Source organism: Ruegeria sp. F12, assembly GCF_056533885.1.
On the sequence record NZ_JBQFOV010000016.1, the window covers coordinates 1 to 17,716 of the forward strand.

Annotated in this window: 18 protein-coding genes; 9 read left to right on the forward strand and 9 right to left on the reverse strand. The window is 58.2% G+C overall.

Annotation, left to right across the window (positions count from 1 at the left end; translation table 11 throughout):
- Positions 1 to 90: 90 nt before the first annotated feature.
- Entirely contained in the window at positions 91 to 981 is an 891-nt protein-coding gene (locus tag ACR0CA_RS17805; RefSeq protein ID WP_237215909.1) for a MurR/RpiR family transcriptional regulator, read from the reverse strand.
- An 89-nt stretch (positions 982 to 1,070) separates the two neighbouring features.
- Here ACR0CA_RS17805 and ACR0CA_RS17810 point away from each other — a divergent pair, with 89 nt between their 5' ends.
- From ACR0CA_RS17810 to ACR0CA_RS17820, 3 genes are all read left to right on the forward strand, one after another.
- Entirely contained in the window at positions 1,071 to 1,838 is a 768-nt protein-coding gene (locus tag ACR0CA_RS17810; RefSeq protein ID WP_480552948.1) for a beta-keto acid cleavage family enzyme, read from the forward strand.
- Positions 1,835 to 3,151, forward strand: a complete 1,317-nt coding sequence (locus tag ACR0CA_RS17815) for an aspartate aminotransferase family protein (protein ID WP_480552950.1) — start codon at positions 1,835 to 1,837, stop codon at positions 3,149 to 3,151. The genes ACR0CA_RS17810 and ACR0CA_RS17815 overlap by 4 nt, the downstream gene beginning before the upstream one ends.
- 130 nt (positions 3,152 to 3,281) lie before the next feature.
- Positions 3,282 to 3,647 (forward strand): hypothetical protein, encoded by a 366-nt coding sequence (locus ACR0CA_RS17820; RefSeq protein WP_480900478.1) that lies wholly within the window; start codon positions 3,282 to 3,284, stop codon positions 3,645 to 3,647.
- A gap of 16 nt (positions 3,648 to 3,663) precedes the next feature.
- Here the strand turns inward: ACR0CA_RS17820 and infC are convergent, their stop codons facing one another.
- The 7 genes from infC to cobA all read right to left on the reverse strand — a co-directional run bounded on the left by infC (position 3,664) and on the right by cobA (position 9,311).
- Positions 3,664 to 4,254, reverse strand: coding sequence for a translation initiation factor IF-3 (gene infC, locus ACR0CA_RS17825; RefSeq protein ID WP_456239037.1), 591 nt, complete (start codon positions 4,252 to 4,254; stop codon positions 3,664 to 3,666).
- Positions 4,255 to 4,371: 117 nt separating this feature from the next.
- A complete protein-coding gene (locus tag ACR0CA_RS17830; RefSeq protein WP_170769608.1) occupies positions 4,372 to 5,223 on the reverse strand; it encodes a ferredoxin--NADP reductase in 852 nt (283 codons plus the stop codon).
- 111 nt (positions 5,224 to 5,334) lie between these two features.
- Positions 5,335 to 5,742 carry a DUF934 domain-containing protein gene (locus tag ACR0CA_RS17835; protein ID WP_170786575.1) on the reverse strand — a complete coding sequence of 136 codons (408 nt, stop codon included), beginning with the start codon at positions 5,740 to 5,742 and terminating at the stop codon, positions 5,335 to 5,337.
- Positions 5,739 to 6,500: a phosphoadenylyl-sulfate reductase gene (locus ACR0CA_RS17840; RefSeq protein ID WP_170769610.1), complete on the reverse strand. Its 762-nt coding sequence runs from the start codon at positions 6,498 to 6,500 to the stop codon at positions 5,739 to 5,741. The genes ACR0CA_RS17835 and ACR0CA_RS17840 overlap by 4 nt, the downstream gene beginning before the upstream one ends.
- Positions 6,490 to 8,154 carry a nitrite/sulfite reductase gene (locus ACR0CA_RS17845; RefSeq protein WP_480900480.1) on the reverse strand — a complete coding sequence of 555 codons (1,665 nt, stop codon included), beginning with the start codon at positions 8,152 to 8,154 and terminating at the stop codon, positions 6,490 to 6,492. The genes ACR0CA_RS17840 and ACR0CA_RS17845 overlap by 11 nt, the downstream gene beginning before the upstream one ends.
- Before the next feature lie 66 nt (positions 8,155 to 8,220).
- Positions 8,221 to 8,535 (reverse strand): DUF2849 domain-containing protein, encoded by a 315-nt coding sequence (locus ACR0CA_RS17850; RefSeq protein WP_170786582.1) that lies wholly within the window; start codon positions 8,533 to 8,535, stop codon positions 8,221 to 8,223.
- On the reverse strand, positions 8,535 to 9,311 hold the full coding sequence (cobA, locus tag ACR0CA_RS17855; protein WP_480900482.1) for a uroporphyrinogen-III C-methyltransferase: 777 nt from the start codon (positions 9,309 to 9,311) through the stop codon (positions 8,535 to 8,537). The genes ACR0CA_RS17850 and cobA overlap by 1 nt, the downstream gene beginning before the upstream one ends.
- A 141-nt stretch (positions 9,312 to 9,452) precedes the next feature.
- Between cobA and ACR0CA_RS17860 the strand changes: the two genes are divergently transcribed.
- Positions 9,453 to 9,932, forward strand: a complete 480-nt coding sequence (locus ACR0CA_RS17860) for an Lrp/AsnC family transcriptional regulator (protein ID WP_170786584.1) — start codon at positions 9,453 to 9,455, stop codon at positions 9,930 to 9,932.
- A gap of 2 nt (positions 9,933 to 9,934) precedes the next feature.
- Here ACR0CA_RS17860 and ACR0CA_RS17865 read toward each other — a convergent pair whose 3' ends face one another.
- Entirely contained in the window at positions 9,935 to 11,116 is a 1,182-nt protein-coding gene (locus tag ACR0CA_RS17865; protein WP_480900484.1) for a cytochrome P450, read from the reverse strand.
- A gap of 47 nt (positions 11,117 to 11,163) precedes the next feature.
- On the opposite strand from ACR0CA_RS17865, the gene ACR0CA_RS17870 reads away from it, so the two are divergent.
- From ACR0CA_RS17870 to ACR0CA_RS17890, 5 genes are all read left to right on the forward strand, one after another.
- Positions 11,164 to 12,897, forward strand: coding sequence for a sensor histidine kinase (locus ACR0CA_RS17870; protein ID WP_480900486.1), 1,734 nt, complete (start codon positions 11,164 to 11,166; stop codon positions 12,895 to 12,897).
- Positions 12,894 to 14,123 (forward strand): sigma-54-dependent transcriptional regulator, encoded by a 1,230-nt coding sequence (locus ACR0CA_RS17875; protein WP_170769617.1) that lies wholly within the window; start codon positions 12,894 to 12,896, stop codon positions 14,121 to 14,123. Before ACR0CA_RS17870 ends, ACR0CA_RS17875 begins: the two co-directional genes overlap by 4 nt.
- A 359-nt stretch (positions 14,124 to 14,482) precedes the next feature.
- A complete protein-coding gene (locus tag ACR0CA_RS17880) occupies positions 14,483 to 15,484 on the forward strand; it encodes a DctP family TRAP transporter solute-binding subunit (RefSeq protein ID WP_170769618.1) in 1,002 nt (333 codons plus the stop codon).
- 111 nt (positions 15,485 to 15,595) lie between these two features.
- Positions 15,596 to 16,273: a TRAP transporter small permease gene (locus ACR0CA_RS17885; RefSeq protein WP_170769619.1), complete on the forward strand. Its 678-nt coding sequence runs from the start codon at positions 15,596 to 15,598 to the stop codon at positions 16,271 to 16,273.
- Positions 16,273 to 17,649, forward strand: coding sequence for a TRAP transporter large permease (locus ACR0CA_RS17890; protein ID WP_170786590.1), 1,377 nt, complete (start codon positions 16,273 to 16,275; stop codon positions 17,647 to 17,649). The genes ACR0CA_RS17885 and ACR0CA_RS17890 overlap by 1 nt, the downstream gene beginning before the upstream one ends.
- The last annotated feature ends 67 nt before the right edge of the window (positions 17,650 to 17,716 follow it).

The following is a 17,716-nucleotide window of genomic DNA, read 5'->3' on the forward strand; positions in this document are numbered from 1 at the left end:
TCAGCGTCATGACCAAACGCGCAGTACAAACCTGCGCGTAACCGCCTAGACAAACGAACCCAAAAGCCCCGCAACAAAAGCGGGGCTTTTTTATCGCCGGATACGTGGCGTTTTGGAGGGAGCCCAATACGCGCCGTTTTGTTCCCTGGCCTTTTCGTAGGCCTGAACTTGGTTCAGGGCGTCCGCTCCGCCTGCGTCGAACAAGTGCCCAAGAAGGCATTCAAGGACAGCCATTGCGCCGGAATATGTAGAAAAGTGATGCAGGGATCTTGTGCTGACCGGGAACAGGACGTCGGGTTGAATGCCTGGTGCGACCACCTCGCTGTCGGTGATCAGGATGAGGCGCATCCGGCGGGCTAGCGCAGAGCGCATCGATTGGATTGTATCTGCGGAATAGGGGTGAACGGTGATGGCCAGCAGGCAGTCTTGCTGTGTCGCGTCCACGAGGTCATCGCTGGCTGCGCCAACATGTCGTGGGATCAACTGTATTCCGGGATGTGCCATTCGGCCCACATACGAGAAATAGTAGGATAGCGCATAGCTGGCGCGGGTGGCGGTGACAAAGCAGCGCCGAGAGGACGTGATGACATCCAGCGCCAGCGCCGTTTTTTCGGGCGTCATCAACCGAAGGGATCGGGTTGTTACATTCAGTGTGGTTTCGGCGAATTTGGCCTGTGCCTGATCGGCGGGCGTGCCTTCGCGCAATTCCGCTACCCAGCTTTGGTTCAGGTGTCGCTCCCGATCAGTTAGCAGAGCATGGCGAAAGGGTGCGCGGAAGGCCTCGTAGCTGTCATACCCAAGTCTTTCGGACAGCCGGACCAACACATTGGTGCTTACGCCGATCTTGTCGGCAGACACTCGGATTGGGTCCAGCGCTATATTGCCGGGATGGTCGAGTACATATTTTGCGGCCGCTTGCAGGGCTGGGGGCAACTGATCGATTGTACTGCGCAAGCGTCGGGTTAGGGAATTGAGTGTCATGTTCCCCATAAAAACAAATGTTTTGAAAAAGGCAAATTGAAAACATTGAAGCGAACCGTCATGTCCGAGGTGTTCAAAAGGATGTGCCAATGTCTGCCCAGAAGACGCCCAACAAACCCTATGTTCTGGTTGCGCCAAACGGGGCGCGGCGCGGGCTTAAGGATCATGCCCATCTACCAGTGACGCTGGATGAGATCACGGCGACGGCGCAGGCATGTCATGGGGCCGGGGCGCAGGGTCTTCACCTACATATACGCGATACGCAGGGACGGCATAGTTTGGACGCGGGGCAATATCTGGAAACGATTGCCGAGCTGCGTAGACAAGTCCCGACGCTGGACATCCAGATCACAACCGAAGCGGTCGGTCTGTATGACGTGCAAGCACAGTACGACTGTCTGGCCGGGGTGAGGCCGGGTTGGGCCTCGGTTTCTGTGCGCGAGATTGCGCGCGCGCCGGACCTCGCAGATCGGGTTTATGGGCTATGTGCCGAACAGGGGACGCGGGTTCAGCATATCCTTTATAATGCAGCAGACGTTGCTTTGTTGGCGCAATGGCGCGCGTCGGGCATAGTGCGAATGGAACAGTCGGAGCATCTGTTGGTTCTGGGGCGGTATTCGGCAGGGATGAATTCATCGCCCGAGGATTTGGACAGGTTGCCGCCGGTCGATGGGCCCTGGATGGTCTGTGCTTTTGGGCCGCGGGAACATGCGTGCCTTGCGATGGCTGCGAAAAAGGGTGGAGACGTGCGTGTCGGGTTTGAAAACAGTCTGACGGACCACGCCGGAACCCCTTGGGCCGACAACGCGGCATCTGTTGCCGCTTTGGTAGAAACTTTGAAAGGTATCAGATCATGAGCCACGTTTTTCCACGCCATACCAAGGCTGATCTGCCAACTGCTGTTGGAGGCGACGGATGCTATCTGATCGACTCTCAGGGGCGTCGGTATTTGGATTGTGGCGATGCGGCTGTGTCTTGCCTTGGCCACTCGGATCATGCGGTGATTGCCGCTGTTCAAGAGCAGGTTGGAAAGATCGCGTTTGCCCATTCCGGGTTCATGACCTCGGAACCGGCCGAGGCGTTGGCGGATCTGCTGATCAAACACGCACCGGGTGATCTGGACCGCGTTTATTTTGTATCGGGCGGATCCGAGGCGACCGAGGCCGCGATAAAACTGGCGCGGCAATATTTTCTTGAGATCGGGCAACCAGACCGGCGTCATGTGATTGCACGTCGTCAAAGCTATCACGGGAACACCTTAGGGGCCTTATCGGCCGGCGGGAACGCATGGCGGCGTGCGCAGTTTGCGCCGATGCTTATCGAGATGTCTCATATCCCGGCCTGCTACGAATACGGCGAGAAACCCGAGGATGAGAGTAGCTTTGATTATGGCCAGAGGGTCGCAAACGCGCTTGAGGCAGAAATCCTGCGGTTGGGACCGGACAGCGTGATGGCGTTCATGGCCGAACCCGTAGTTGGGGCAACATTGGGTGCGGTACCGGCGGTCGAGGGGTATTTCAGACGAATCCGCGAGATTTGTGACCAGTACGGTGTGTTACTGATCCTGGACGAAGTAATGTGCGGTATGGGGCGCACAGGGCATCTGTTCGCTTGCGATCATGAGGGTGTCGCCCCCGATATCCTGTGCATTGCCAAAGGTCTGGGGGCGGGATATCAGCCGATCGGGGCCATGATGTGCACCGGGAAGATTTATGACGCAGTCCGAGACGGCTCCGGCTTTTTTCAGCACGGTCACACCTATATTGGCCACCCCGTTGCAACAGCAGCGGCACTTGCCGTTGTGACACAGATGATCGAGCGGGATCTGCCGCATCGCGTGATGCAGATGGGTTCGACGGTTCAGGACGCTTTGCTTGCCGAGTTCGGTCAGCACCCCAATGTCGGGGATATTCGGGGGCGGGGGCTTTTTCGTGGAATCGAGCTGGTCGCGAACCGTGCAACCAAAGCACCCTTCGATCCGTCTCAGGGCGTAGCTGCCAAGATCAAAAAGGCCGCTTTAGCGGAAGGTTTGATCTGCTACCCGATGTCAGGCACACGCGATGGGCGATTCGGAGACCACGTTCTTTTGGCTCCTCCTTTCATTCTAAAGGAGACTCAGGTTGGCGAAATGGTCACAAAGTTGAGTAATTCTTTGGCCGCAGTCGTATAACGTGTTTGTGTACTGACAACTCCTGTGTAATTAATACACTTATTCATTATTTTATTGTGAATGGGTGTGAGTAATGATCGCAGACATTTGGTCTAGTTTTCGGGCACTGCCACTATGGGTACAGTTATGGATGACGTTCATCCTTGTGCCTGTGAATCTCGGCACTCTGGCTTTTGTTGATCAACCGCAGGGTGCACTGATTGCGGCCTTGGCCGTGACAGGAATGGCGTTGAATATTCCTATCATGAGGGCCGCACGCGGCATGTCCAAGGCCATGGCTCTGCCTCATCTGATCTGCTGGGTGCCGATGGTGGCGATCATCATAATCCTGCTAACGGATGGAACTCCGCTGACCACCGGATTTGTTCGGTTTCTGGTTCTGCTTTTGATCGTCGATCTGATCTCATTGGGATTTGACTTGAACGACTCAATCGTGTGGCTGCGTGAACGGCAGGATGAACAGAAAAAAGCCCCCACGGCGGGGGGCTATGAATAACATCCGGTAATTCTGATTACTTCTGAGGAAGCGGCCCGATCATCATGATCATCTGACGGCCTTCCATTTTGGGCATGTTTTCGACCTTGCCCAGATCCTTGATGTCCTCTGCCACGCGCTCCAGCAGTTCACGCCCAAGATTCTGGTGTGCCATCTCACGGCCTCGGAAGCGCAGAGTGACTTTGACCTTGTCGCCCTTTTCCAGAAACTTGAAGACGTTCTTCATCTTGACGTCATAGTCATGCGTGTCGGTGTTGGGTCGGAACTTGACCTCTTTCACCTCGATGACTTTTTGCTTCTTACGCGCTTCGCTTTCGCGTTTCTGCTGTTCGTATTTGAACTTGCCAAAGTCCATGATCTTGCAGACCGGCGGGTTCGCGTTTGGCGAAATCTCGACCAGGTCTAGGCCCGCATCTGCGGCAAGTTGCATGGCTTTGGCGGGATGAACCACCCCGACGTTATCTCCATCAGCGCCGATCAGGCGGATTTCGGGGGCACGGATTCTTTCATTGACGCGCGGGCCGGTATCTCTCTGAGGCGGCGCGTTGTGAGGTCTGCGGGCTATGGGTTCATTCCTTTGATGATTGCAGAAATTCGAGCCCGAAATTTAGACCGCTCCGGTGCCTGATTCAAGCGTGATCCACGCCAAAACGATGGAATTTCGGTGGTTTCACAGCAGGTTTATGCGCCGGTCAGGGGTAACACGGTGACCGGCGCGGCCTGATTAGCCTACAAAGGCCTTTTCGATGACGAATTCCTTGGGTTCGGAATTCGCGCCTTCACGCAGGCCGAACTCTTCCAGAATGGCTTTTATATCGAGGTTAAAGGCGAGTGAGCCACAGACCATAGCACGGTCGGTTTCCGGCTTGATGCCACCTTCGATACCCAGATCGGCAAAGACAGTGCCGTCTTGCAGCAGGTTGGTGATGCGGCCCATCTTGGGGCTCTCTTCCCGTGTGGTGGTCGGGTAGTATCGGATCTTGTCGGCGAAACCTTCGCCCATCAGCTCGGCCAGCATCTCGTCCTTACGGATGTCTTCGATCAACTGACGACCGTATTCCAGTTCGGCCACTTCGCGGCAGGTATGCGTGATGATGACCTCATCATAATCTTCATAGGTCTGCGGTTCGCGCAGCAGCGAGGCGAAGGGCGCAAAGCCGGTGCCGGTGGCGAAGAACCACAGGCGTTTGCCGGGCAGCAGGGCGTCATGTACCAGCGTGCCAACGGGCTTGGGCCGCAGGATAATCTGATCGCCGGGTTTGATATGTTGCAACTTTGACGTCAGCGGACCGTCCTGCACCTTGATCGAGTAGAACTCCAGCTCTTCGTCCCAGGAGGGCGACGCGATCGAATAAGCGCGCAGAAGCGGTTTTTGGCGGCCGGTCTTGGGGTCGGGATCGCCCATCAAACCGATCATCACAAACTCGCCCGAGCGGAACCGCAGCGAGGCCGGGCGCGACACTTTGAAGGAAAACAGGCTGTCGGTCCAATGCTTGACGTCGGTGACGGTCTGGGCGTCGGGCAGAACGGGGGCCTTCACGGCGGTTGCTTCACTCACTGGTTTCATCTCTGTCATCGTTATATCCGCCAGTTGGGTAAACCGGCATCTCCGTTTAATCTTTGATCCACGTCAGGAAAAGGGGGCAGTTGCCCCCACGTCCTGTCCTCAAGCTGACCGATGGCGGTCTTAACCGCGCAGGCGGGCCTGATAGTTGTTGTCTTCCCAGTTCGACCGGGCCAGCCACTGATCTTCGGGCTGACGCTGGGCCAGTGCCTGGTCGATCTCGACCTCGTCAAAGCCGCTACGGCGAGCCATGGCGAATTGATCCGCCAGCACATGGCCGCGGGCGCGCAGACGGCCGGTATAGCCTTTCAGGCGCAAAATGCGGGCAATGGTAAAGCCGCGCCCATCAGCCGACGACGGAAAGTCCACGCGCACCATTTTGGCGCTGCCCAGACGTTCAAACAGCTCATCCGGATCGGTGTCCGAGGCCACATCCAACGCAACCACGTCATTGGCGGCGTCTTCCAGCGTAACAAACCCATCGGTCCAGTCGTCGGGGGCAAAGCCCTCATCATTTACGATTACGTTCATGTTGTCTCTCCGGCGCGCACCATCTTGCCATCGACAAAATGGATGCCGCATTCTTCCTTGTTCTGATCGCGCCAACGTCCGGCGCGAGGGTCTTCGCCTTCTTTGACCGGCGAGGTGCAGGGCGCACAACCGATCGAGGGGTATCCTTTGGCCACCAGTGGATGCCGGGGCAGGTTGTTTTCTTCCATATAGGCGCGCACATCCTCGGGCGCCCAATGGGCCAACGGGTTGACCTTGATCCGGCCAGTGCCGTCTTCGACCTCGAAGAACTCCAGCGCGGCGCGGGTGCCGGACTGAAACCGTTTGCGCCCGGTGATCCAGCCGCAGTAGCCCGTCAGGGCCCGTTGCAGCGGGAAGGTCTTGCGCAAGTTACAGCACGCATCCGTATCCCGCAGACGCAGGGCACCATAGGGGTCGTCGCGCTTCACATCCTCGTCCTCGGCGCGGATGATCTGCACGTTTTTAAGCCCCAGACGTTCGCTGACCTCCTGCTGGTATTCCAGCGTTTCGGTAAACAGCATCTGAGTGTCCACAAACAGCACCGGGGTCATCTTGTCGACCACCGCCGCCATGTGCAGCAACACCACCGACTCGGCCCCAAAGCTGGACACCAGGGCAAGATCTTCAATCTGGTCAATGGCACCGTGCATCACGTCATGCGCGCTGTGGTGCCGGAACCGGGCGTTCAGCGCCTCGACTTTTTCGGTCAGTTCGCTGCGGTCTTTGCCCAGTTCCGTCTGGATCAGATCAAGCGGCATTCGCCTGAGCCTCGGGGTACAGAGCTGCCTTGAACGGAGCCATGCCGACACGGCGATAGGTCTGCAGGAACTCTTCTTCGGGGCTGTCGCGCTGTTCCAAATAGGTGTTCACGATCCGCTCGACCGCCGGGACGATCTCATCATAAGCAAAGCCTGGACCGGTACGGTCGCCGATGGCTGCCGTTTCAGTGCCGTCGCCGCCCAGAGTGATCTGGTAGTTCTCGACGCCTGCACGATCCAGACCCAGAATGCCGATGTGACCCACATGGTGGTGACCGCAAGCGTTGATGCAGCCCGAGATCTTGATCTTCAGGTGGCCGATATCATGCTCCAGCTTAAGATCGTCAAAGCGGGTTGCGATTTCCTGTGCAACCGGGATCGAACGTGCCGTGGCCAGCGCGCAGTAATCCATGCCGGGGCAGGCGATGATGTCGCTGATCAGGCCGATATTTGCGGTGGCCAGATCGTATTCCTTCAGCTTGGCGTGGATCGCGGGCAGGTCCGATTTGTGGACATGCGGCAGGATCACGTTCTGCTCGTGGCTGATGCGCAGCTCATCATAAGCGAACTCTTCAGCCAAATCGGCCATCACGCGCATCTGTTCTGCGGTCGCATCACCCGGTGTCGCGCCGTGCTTTTTGATCGAGATCGTGACAATCGCGTGGTCCGCGTTCTTATGCGGCGCGATATTGGTATCGACCCACGAGCGGAAGACTGGATCGTTGGTATAGGCGCTTTCAAAGGACGCGACCGAGCCCTGACGGAAATCAGGCGCTGCAAAGTGGCCCTTGATCTCTTCCAACAACGCCATATCGGCGCCTTTGAATTGGGGGCGGACCTGAAGGAAGCGCTCGTTTACCTTGGCGCGGATGGTGTCGATGCCGTTTTCATGAACGGTGATCTTGATGCGTGCTTTGTATTTGTTGTCACGGCGGCCGATCTGGTTCCAGACAGACACAGTCGCTTCAAGATAGGCCAGCAGGTCGTCAAAGGCGACGAAATCCGACAGTTCCTTGCCGATCATCGGCGTACGGCCCAGACCACCGCCCACGATCACGCGGGCGCCCAGAACGCCGTCGCGTTCAACCAGTTGTAGGCCGATGTCGTGCGCTTTGACTACAGCACGGTCGTTTTCCGAACCGGTGATGGCGATCTTGAACTTACGCGGCATGAACTGGAATTCCGGGTGATCGGTGGACCACTGGCGCAGCAGTTCGGCATAGGGGCGAGGATCGGCGATCTCGTCCGCGGCGGCACCGGCGAAATGGTCGGCGGTCACGTTGCGGATCGTATTGCCCGAGGTCTGGATGGCGTGCATGCCAACCTCGGCCAGCGCGTCCAGCATATCCGGAACGTCGTTCAGCTTAGGCCAGTTATACTGGATGTTCTGGCGGGTGGTGAAATGGCCATAGCCCTTGTCCCACTTCTCGGCCAGCAGGGCCAGTTGGCGCATCTGTGCACTGGACAGCGTGCCATAGGGAATGGCGACGCGCAGCATGTACGCGTGCAGTTGCAGATACAGGCCGTTCATCAGACGGAAGGGTTTGAACTCATCCTCGGTCAGCGAGCCGTCGATGCGACGCTCAACCTGGGCGCGGAACTGCTTGTTACGTTCTGCCAAAAATGCTGTGTCGAACTCGGAGTAGCGATACATGATTAGCTGTCCTTAGTTGCAGCCCCGATACCTTGGGGCCTTTTTGGGGAGAGAGAGGGCCAGAGATCAGGCCCGGGGCTGCGTTGTTGTTTCCTGCTTGCCGTGGGCATAGTTGGACGGGCCGGTGCGGCGGAAGTCCTCGCGGAAATGGGTGGGTTCGGGGCCGTTTTCACCGGCCACTGCATCGGCCAGATATGCGCCGACGATCTTATTGGCTTGACGCGCGGCATCCAGCAGGCGGACCTGAGCGTGGGCCTCGTCGGTGATCAGCTCGGCCTCGGCCAGGTCGCGCGACCAACGGTCATCGGCAGTCAAGTAGATCACGTCGCCTTCCAGCAGGTCATTGGCGGTGACGACTTTGGGGGTAAAAGCGCGGGCCATCAGGCGTGCTCCTTCTTGAATTCGGTCAGGGTCTTGGCCGCTTGGCGCGGGGCAAGGCCGTAAAAAGTCAGGGTGGGGCCGTCCATTTCGGCGGCGTTCAGATCGGCGGGCAACTGGTCCAGATTGGTTGACACGATGCGCTGATCAGGGCGCGAGGCGTTTTCCACCAATGTGATGGGCGTGGCGCGGTCGGCGCCGTGCATGATCAGGCGGCCCTGGACGAACCGAGCCGATTTTTTGCCCATATAGATTGCCGCGACAGAGCCCGGACGCGCCAGTGCTGACCAGTCGTGATCGGCAAAGCCCTTCATGTCGTGGCCGGTCAAGAACCGGACCGAGGAATTGCGGCCGCGCCGGGTAAGGCTTTGGCCGATACCCGCCACAGCGCCCGAGGCAGCCGTAATACCGGGGATGATGGTCCAAGAGATGCCTGAGGCTTCAACGGCCTCGATCTCTTCGTCCAGACGACCAAACACGGTAGGATCACCGGATTTCAGGCGTACGATCCGCTGACCTTTTAACGCATGTTCCACCAATAGGGCGTCGATATCCGCCTGTTTCCACGAAGGACCAAAACCGGCTTTACCCACATCAACCAGAGCAGCCGTTTTTCCCGCCATCGCCAAAACCTCGGCACTAATCAGGCGGTCATGAAGTACGACATCCGCGCGCTCGAACGCACGCAGCGCCTTGAGCGTCAGCAATTCAGGATCGCCGGGGCCCGCGCCGACAAAGTCGACATGCCCTGTGCCATCATATGAACGTGCGTCTTGCATAGTTGATTCCGGTTAGTTTGACTTGACCTGCAATATAGGAAATATTCCCAGTATTGCGCCATATGGGCGCTTAAATAAGAACATACGTTCCTGTAAAATTGGAATGTGGAACGTGGGTTTCGAAACGAGGGATAAATTGGAATGTCGGTGCGAATAGACGACACGGATCGGAAAATTCTGGTTGAGCTTCAGCGCGATGCCAGTCAATCGCTGGACGAAATAGCAGCGCGGGTCGGCAGCTCCAAGACCCCGGTCTGGAATCGGATCCGCAAGCTAAAAGGGGCCGGAGTCATCGGTCAGCAGACCGTTTTGCTGGACGCCGAGGCGCTGGGGTTCGAGGCTACGTTTTTTGTGCTGATCAGAACCTCAGAGCACGAGGCTGATTGGCAGCGCAGGTTCCTCAAGGCCTTGCGGGATCGGCCCGAAGTGCAAGAGGCGCACAGGCTGGCGGGAGATATCGACTATATTCTGAAAGTGCGTGTCAAGAATGCGCGCGCCTATGATGAGTTCTACCAGACCCTGATCTCGGAAGTGCGGGTCCACAACGTGACCGCGCTGCTATCGATGGAGGAAATCAAGTCCACCACGATGTTGCCCTTGGGTGCTTTGGTCGACGGATAGTTTCAGGTTTCCACTATCAAGCGCTGCAAGCCGTGGAAGTGATAGGTGTTGTCATAGGCCGGTGCTTCGCTCAGGCGTAGAGAGGGGCACCGATTGAACAGGCTTGACAGCGCGACTCGCATTTCCAGCCGTGCCAACGGCGCCCCGACACAGAAATGCAAGCCGCCGCCAAAACTGGTGTTGGTGACAACCGGGCGGGTTGGGTCAAACTGATCTGGGTTTGTCCACACTGCCGGGTCGCGGTTCGCCGCCCCCAAAAGCAAGGCCACCTCGTCGCCGCGTTTGAAACTGTGGTCGAACAGGGTGACGTCTTCGTAAGCATAGCGCGTGAACATGTGCAGCGGCGGATCGTAGCGCAGGATTTCCTCGACCGTTCCGTCTATGACACCCGGCTGAAAAACGCTGCGATCAAGGCCTAGTTCCAACGCTGTCTTCACGCCGTTGCCCAGCGAATGCACGGTTGCCTCATGTCCGGCGTTCAGCAGCAGGACGCAAGTGGCGACCAATTCATCGCGCGTCAGTTTCTCGCCATCTTCCTCGGCTGCAATCAGCCGGGTGATCAGGTCGTCACGCGAATCCGTGCGACGGCGGTCGATATAGCTGTTCAGGAAATCAGTGAATTCTTGTGAGGCTGCGGCGGCATCTTGTTCGGTCTGTGCCGTTCGGCTGGCCTGATACATGGCGACCATGGAATGGGACCAACGCAGCAGGTCCGGCGACATCTCCTCGGGTACGCCCAGCAGGCGGCAGATGGTGATCACGGGCACTTGGGTGCAAAACCGGTCCAGCAGATCGAACGGGGAATCAGGGAAATCGTCGATCAATGCGTGGGTCAGGTCCCGTATTGCGGGCTCCAGCGCAGTAATCGCGCGCGAGGTGAAGGCGCGCATCACCAAGGCCCGCAATCTAGTATGGCGGGGTGGTTCCAGCTCAAGCAGGGAATGCGCCTCGATCGCCAACCATGGGGCGAGGTGCCTTGGACCCGGCTTTTGCATCTCGGCTGGGGTTTCACGGCCAAAGCGGCGGTCTTTCAGCAACGTTTGCACGGCCTTGTGCGAAACGGCGGCCACCATCTGATAGTCGTCCCAATAGATCAGATCGCCGGATGCGCGCGCCTGGTGGTAGAAAGGATAAGGGTTTTGGACGAACTCCGGTGCAACCGGCGATTGGGTAAGCGTCTTCATTCCAAGGACACTTGCCATGAGGCCCGGTGAATGCAAGACCCTATTTCATGCAAAGGGTTTGGGTTGTTTTGGGATTTGTCTTGTCTGTCGCGCTGTTGGCGGCAGGGGTGTGGTCATACGGCTACCGGCAGGCGCTGCTGCAACTTAGTGACAAGGCCGAGGCTGATCTGGAACTCGCTGCCGACCGGCTGAGCACTCAGATGCAGGTCTATCAGGAACTTGCCGTACTGATGGCCACACATCCTGCTTTCGACACGCTGGAGACCGAAGCACAACGGCGCGATGCGCGCTTCGTGCTGTTGGATGTTGCCGACAAGACAGCGGCGGTCGATATGATCTATCTGGACCGCGACGGTCAGGTTCTGGCCTCGGCACAACCGGCGGCACAGACCAATATGGCCGATCACCCTGCCTTTGAGCGTGCCTTGCAGGGCGCGATGGGCAGTGCGCATGGGGTGTTAGACGCGACCGGGGACCGGATCTATTCTTACGCCGCCCCCGCGTTTGGCCCCGAAGGGCAGGTGGACGGGGCATTAATGGTCATCGCCGACGTGCAGGACGTCGAGCAGACGTGGCGCGGCAGTACCGAGGCTGTTTTCTTTGTCGATGCCGAGGGGGTCGTGTTCATCTCCAATCGCTCGGACCTGTTGTTCTGGCGCCGTGACGACGGCCAGCTGGGGCTATCTCCGCCAACCGGTGAGTCCGTGGCCTTCGCCTCGGTCCAAGTGGGACCGCATGAGTTGTGGGAGGTCGATTGGGGTCGGTATTTACCGCAACGTGCCTTGCATCTGACGCTGGATCTGCCAGTGATCGACATGACGGCCGAAGTGCTGGTCGATGTTGCTCCGGCCCTGCGCTTGGCCGGGTTGCAGGCGGCGACGGTGGCGGCAATCTGTCTGGCCTTTGGGGCTTTGTTGTATCTGGCCACCGAGCGCAGGCGCACTTTGGCCTTGGCCAATGTCGAGTTGGAAAGCCGCGTGGCGCAACGCACTCATGAACTGACGGATGCCAACACCGCCCTGCGCCGCGAAGTGCATGAGCGACAGGAGGCGGAAACCGCCCTGAAACACGCGCAGGAAGAATTGGTGCAGGCTGGAAAACTCAGCGCATTGGGGCAGATGTCTGCTGGGATCAGTCACGAGTTGAACCAGCCACTCATGGCGATCCGGCAATTCGCCGATAATGGAACCGCTTTCCTGACCCGTGGACGCGAGGAAAAGGCCGCTGAGAACCTAACCCGCATTTCCGATATGGCCGCACGTATGGCCCGCATCATCAAGAACCTGCGGGCGTTTGCGCGCAATGAAAGCGAGCCGATGAGCAAGGTTGATCTGGTGCAGGTCATCGAAACCGCGATCGAACTGACCGAGGCGCGTTTGCGCGCGGATGGGGTGGTTCTGGACTGGACCCCTCCGGTGCGGCCTGTGTTCGCGTGGGGCGGAGAGGTGCGTCTGGGGCAGGTTTTCGTCAACCTGATCAACAACGCCGCCGACGCCATGAGCCAGCAACCCGAGCGGCGGATCGACATTGAAATACATGATGACGAAAAGCTGTCGGTGACAGTCCGCGATATCGGTCCGGGGATTGAAAATACGGAAAAACTGTTCGAACCGTTTTATACGACCAAAGAGGTCGGCTCCTCAGAGGGGATGGGGCTGGGTCTTTCGATTTCGTACGGGCTGGTGCAAAGCTTTGGCGGCAATATTCGCGGTGTGAACTCGAATCCAGGGGCGACCTTTACGGTTGAACTGGAGTATTTTCAGGAAGATGAAGTGGTATGACACGCAAGGTTCTTCTGGTCGATGATGACGCGGCGGTCCGCGAGGCATTGGCGCAAACGCTGGAACTGGCGGATTACGCGCCGGTCACGGCAGGCTCTTTTGTAGCAGCCAAGGATCATATTCGCGCAGACTTTGCGGGGGTCATCGTCTCGGATATCCGCATGCCCGGACGGGACGGTTTTTACCTTTTGAACTACGCGTTGGAGATTGATCCCGAGTTGCCGGTGATCCTGCTGACAGGCGAAGGCGATATTCCAATGGCCGTTCGGGCGATGGGCAAGGGTGCGTTCGATTTTCTGGAAAAGCCCTGTGCGGCCTCTGATCTGCTTGAGGTGCTGGAACGAGCACATCTGGCGCGGCGGCAAGTTCTGGAACAGCGCGCCCTGAAACAGGAGTTGGAAAAGGGCGACCCGGCGGCGCGGCTTCTGTTTGGTCTGTCTGCGCGGTCGGAGGCGTTGCGGGACCGGGTGCGTTCAGTTGCGCCGACTGGGGCCGAGGTTCTGGTGACAGGACCTGCGGGCAGTGGGATATCAAAGGTTGCTGAGGTGGTTCATTTGATGTCACCGCAATCGCAGGGTCCATTCGTCAAGCGGCCCGCTTCGGGCATGTCGGTTCAGTCTTTGCAGCAGGTGTGTGAGGACGCGGCTGGTGGGTCACTGTTCCTTGACGAGGTTTCGGTGATGCCGAAAGACACCCAATATGCGGCGCTTGAAATCATCGAGCAGGGGGTTGGGGCGCGGATCATCGCCGGCACCACTGCGGATCTGGCGGATCTGTCCGCAACAGGGCAGTTTCATGCGGACCTGTTCTATCGGTTGGATGTGATGCGCGTGCGCATCCCGTCCCTGTCCGAGCGGCCCGAGGATATCCCGGTGATCTTTCGCCACTACGTCGCGCAGGCGGCGGAACAGGCTGGCATTGCAGTACCTGACATCTCTTCCGAACATTTGGCGGCTTTGATGTCGCAAGATTGGCCAGGGAATGCCCGATCCTTGATGTCAGCGGCCATGCGCTTTGTGCTTGGGATGCCGGATGAGGTGGGCGCCGCCACTGAGTTGGGTCTGAGCGAGCAGATGGCCCAAGTTGAGCGGTCACTTTTGATCGCGGCGCTGGGGCGCCATAACGGCAAAGCATCGGACGCGGCCAAGGCGCTGAAACTGCCGCGCAAGACATTTTACGACAAGCTGGCTCGCTATGGCATTCGGCCCGAGGATTATCGCAGGTAGGTGCTCCCGCCCGCTTTCTCTGCATTTCATGCAGGTCAGGCGGTTGGGCCGGGCAGTTCGCTGACGCGAACTGTGGTTGCGCTTGATTGGGTGGTGATTCTCGATGGGCGAATCAAGTTGTGCGGAAAACCGCACAGAAGGGGTTTGGGCTTGTGCGAAATTTCGCACGTCGCTCAAGGATAGCAGCCAAAGATCTGTTCGCGCGACTTGTAAAGCACTGTTAATTAACAAAAAAATACAATCAACCGGCATTCGGAACAAAAAGTTGAGCGGTAAGAGGCGATTCGGTTCACTGCCCGGCATGAGGCGCTCGTCGAGCGTCTGGGAGAAGTTTTGTGAAGTCTGGGAGGATAGGACAGATGAAATTCCTGACAACAGCCGCAACCGCACTGGCGCTGACCGTGACCGCGACCGCTGGGATGGCGGCGTGTGACGACGGCGAGATCGTGGTGAAGTTTGCGCATGTGACCAACACCGACAAGCACCCCAAGGGGATTGCTGCATCGTTGCTGGAGCAGCGTGTCAATGACGAGATGAACGGCGTTATGTGCATGGAGGTGTTCCCGAACTCGACCCTCTATAATGACGACAAGGTGCTGGAGGCGATGCTGCAGGGCGACGTCCAACTGGCCGCGCCGTCGCTGTCGAAGTTTGAAAAGTTCACCAAGCAGTTCCGTCTGTTCGACCTGCCGTTCATGTTCAAGAACATTGATGCGGTGGACGCATTCCAAGCCTCGGCTGACGGTCAAGCGATGAAGGACAGCATGCAGCGCCGTGGCCTGCAGGGGCTGGCATTTTGGCACAACGGCATGAAGCAAATGTCGGCGAACAAACCTTTGGTTGATCCTTCCGATGCGGATGGTCTGAAGTTCCGTGTTCAGTCTTCGGACGTGCTGGTCGCGCAGATGGAAGCCATTGGTGGCAGCCCGCAGAAAATGGCGTTCTCGGAAGTCTATGGTGCTTTGCAGCAGGGCGTTGTGGACGGGCAGGAGAACACCTGGTCGAACATCTACGGCAAGAAGTTCTTCGAAGTGCAGGACGGTATTACCGAGACCAACCACGGCATCATCGACTACTTGGTTGTGACTTCGGTTGACTGGCTGGACAGCTTGGACCCCGAAGTGCGCGATCAGTTCCTGACGATCCTGAGTGAAGTCACCGAGACGCGGAACAAAGAAGCCTTTGCGGTGAACGAAGCGGCCAAGCAGTCGGTGATCGACGCCGGCGGCACCATTCGTGAGCTGAACGCCGACCAGCGTCAGGCTTGGGTCGATGCGATGAAGCCTGTCTGGGACAAGTTCGCTGGCGATGTGGGTCAGGACAAGATCGACGCTGCACAGGCGATCAACGCCGGATTTTAATCCGAGCAGTCCGCGCGCCGGGGGACTGGGGAGTTATCGACGCGCGGGCCGGGCGGGCTGAAACAGGCCCGCCCCAATTATTCTCATCACACAAAATGCGGGGACAATGAGATGTCTGGTGCGAAACCCGGCTCTGGCGGGCTGATCGACCATATCGAAGAGACGATGATCGCGCTGTTGTTGGGGGTGATGACCGTCGTCACCTTCGCCAACGTCATCGCGCGGTTCGTCTTTAATTCTAACATCCTGTGGGCGCTGGAACTGACAGTGTTCACCTTTGGCTGGTTGGTGCTGTTGGGGGCGTCCTATGCAGTGAAGAAACACGCGCATCTGGGCGTGGATGCGATCCTGAATATGCTGGCACCGGCGCCGCGACGCATCCTGGCCCTAATTGCGGTGGCGTGCTGTCTGGTCTTCTCGTTGCTGCTGCTAAAGGGGTCTTATGACTATTGGGCCGTCTTCGCGGATCTGCCGCCGACCTCAGGCCGGTGGTTCCCGACCGGGTTCGATACCGGTGCGCGCAGCCAGAGCTTTTACGAGGTTGACGACATCCCAATGGTCGCGCCGCTGCGGTTTTTGGAAGACATGATCAACTATGGCGAGGGCTATGAAAAGCTGCCCAAGGTGATCCCGTATCTGGTGTTGCCGGTGTCGATGATCCTGCTGGTGATCCGCTTTTCTCAGGTTGCAGTACAAATCTGGCGCGGCGAAACCGACCGCCTTGTCGCCAGCCACGAAGTCGAGGACGAGATCGAAGAAGTCCGCGCACAACAAGGGGTGCATGACTGATGGACGTCGTTCTTCTTTTCTCAATGGTCATTGGCCTGCTGTTGATCGGTGTTCCGATTGCGGTGGCGCTTGGCCTTAGCTCGACCCTGTTCCTGCTGATCTATTCTGACAGTTCTTTGGCCTCGGTCGCAGGCACGCTGTTCGAGGCCTTCGAGGGGCATTTCACCCTGCTAGCAATCCCGTTCTTCATTCTGGCGTCGTCTTTCATGACAACGGGCGGTGTGGCGCGGCGGATCATACGCTTCTCGATTGCCTGTGTTGGGCATTTGCCTGGTGGTCTGGCGATTGCCGGCGTGTTTGCTTGTATGCTGTTCGCGGCACTGTCGGGGTCGTCCCCGGCGACCGTTGTGGCCATCGGCTCGATCGTGATCGCAGGGATGCGTCAGGTGGGGTATTCCAAGGAATTCGCCGCTGGTGTGATCTGTAACGCGGGTACGCTGGGCATCCTGATCCCGCCGTCGATCGTGATGGTTGTCTATGCAGCCGCCGTCGAGGTCTCGGTCGGGCGCATGTTCCTTGCAGGGGTCATTCCGGGCCTGATGGCAGGTCTGATGCTGATGATCACCATCTATGTCATGGCCAAGGTTAAGAACCTGCCCAAAGGTGAGTGGAAAGGATGGGGCGAGATCTTTGCCTCGGCGCGCGAGGCCGGATGGGGCCTTTTCCTGATCGTCATCATTCTGGGTGGTATTTATGGCGGTATCTTTACACCGACCGAAGCCGCGGCCGTGGCCGCCGTCTATGCCTTCCTGATTGCCAGCTTTGTCTACAAGGACATGGGCCCGCTCAGCACGGAAGAAGGGCAGCCCAATCTGCCGCTGATCAAAAAGCCCTATGCGCTGGTGACGGCCTTTTTTCACCCCGATACCAAGCATACGCTGTTCGAGGCAGGCAAGCTGACCGTCACGCTGCTGTTCGTGATCGCCAACGCGTTGATCCTGAAACATGTGCTGACCGACGAGCAGGTGCCGCAACACATCGCCAGTGCCATGCTGTCGGCGGGTCTGGGACCAGTGACCTTCTTGATCGTGGTGAACGTGATCCTGCTGATCGGCGGTCAGTTCATGGAGCCTTCGGGCCTGCTGGTCATCGTGGCACCTCTGGTGTTCCCGATTGCGATTGAACTGGGCATCGACCCAATCCATCTGGGCATCATCATGGTGGTCAACATGGAGATTGGGATGATTACACCTCCGGTCGGGCTGAACCTGTTCGTGACCTCGGGCGTGGCCGGAATGCCGATGATGAGCGTCGTGAAGGCGGCGCTGCCCTTCCTGGCGGTTCTGTTCGTCTTCCTGATCATGGTCACGTATATCCCATGGATATCGACCTTCTTGCCCAATACTTTCATGGGGCCAGAGATCATAACGAACTAGCCGTGAACCACATGAAAGCCGGGCCCCAGAGGCCCGGCTTTTTCCTTTGCGCCCCTCTTGACGAATT

Coding starts and splice junctions, on each gene's coding strand:
- ACR0CA_RS17805 (WP_237215909.1), bottom strand. CDS start 981: ATGACACTCAATTCCCTAACCCGACGCTTGCGCAGTACAATCGATCAG.
- ACR0CA_RS17810 (WP_480552948.1), top strand. CDS start 1,071: ATGTCTGCCCAGAAGACGCCCAACAAACCCTATGTTCTGGTTGCGCCA.
- ACR0CA_RS17815 (WP_480552950.1), top strand. CDS start 1,835: ATGAGCCACGTTTTTCCACGCCATACCAAGGCTGATCTGCCAACTGCT.
- ACR0CA_RS17820 (WP_480900478.1), top strand. CDS start 3,282: ATGACGTTCATCCTTGTGCCTGTGAATCTCGGCACTCTGGCTTTTGTT.
- ACR0CA_RS17830 (WP_170769608.1), bottom strand. CDS start 5,223: ATGACAGAGATGAAACCAGTGAGTGAAGCAACCGCCGTGAAGGCCCCC.
- ACR0CA_RS17835 (WP_170786575.1), bottom strand. CDS start 5,742: ATGAACGTAATCGTAAATGATGAGGGCTTTGCCCCCGACGACTGGACC.
- ACR0CA_RS17840 (WP_170769610.1), bottom strand. CDS start 6,500: ATGCCGCTTGATCTGATCCAGACGGAACTGGGCAAAGACCGCAGCGAA.
- ACR0CA_RS17845 (WP_480900480.1), bottom strand. CDS start 8,154: ATGTATCGCTACTCCGAGTTCGACACAGCATTTTTGGCAGAACGTAAC.
- ACR0CA_RS17850 (WP_170786582.1), bottom strand. CDS start 8,535: ATGGCCCGCGCTTTTACCCCCAAAGTCGTCACCGCCAATGACCTGCTG.
- cobA (WP_480900482.1), bottom strand. CDS start 9,311: ATGCAAGACGCACGTTCATATGATGGCACAGGGCATGTCGACTTTGTC.
- ACR0CA_RS17860 (WP_170786584.1), top strand. CDS start 9,453: ATGTCGGTGCGAATAGACGACACGGATCGGAAAATTCTGGTTGAGCTT.
- ACR0CA_RS17865 (WP_480900484.1), bottom strand. CDS start 11,116: ATGAAGACGCTTACCCAATCGCCGGTTGCACCGGAGTTCGTCCAAAAC.
- ACR0CA_RS17870 (WP_480900486.1), top strand. CDS start 11,164: ATGCAAAGGGTTTGGGTTGTTTTGGGATTTGTCTTGTCTGTCGCGCTG.
- ACR0CA_RS17875 (WP_170769617.1), top strand. CDS start 12,894: ATGACACGCAAGGTTCTTCTGGTCGATGATGACGCGGCGGTCCGCGAG.
- ACR0CA_RS17880 (WP_170769618.1), top strand. CDS start 14,483: ATGAAATTCCTGACAACAGCCGCAACCGCACTGGCGCTGACCGTGACC.
- ACR0CA_RS17885 (WP_170769619.1), top strand. CDS start 15,596: ATGTCTGGTGCGAAACCCGGCTCTGGCGGGCTGATCGACCATATCGAA.
- ACR0CA_RS17890 (WP_170786590.1), top strand. CDS start 16,273: ATGGACGTCGTTCTTCTTTTCTCAATGGTCATTGGCCTGCTGTTGATC.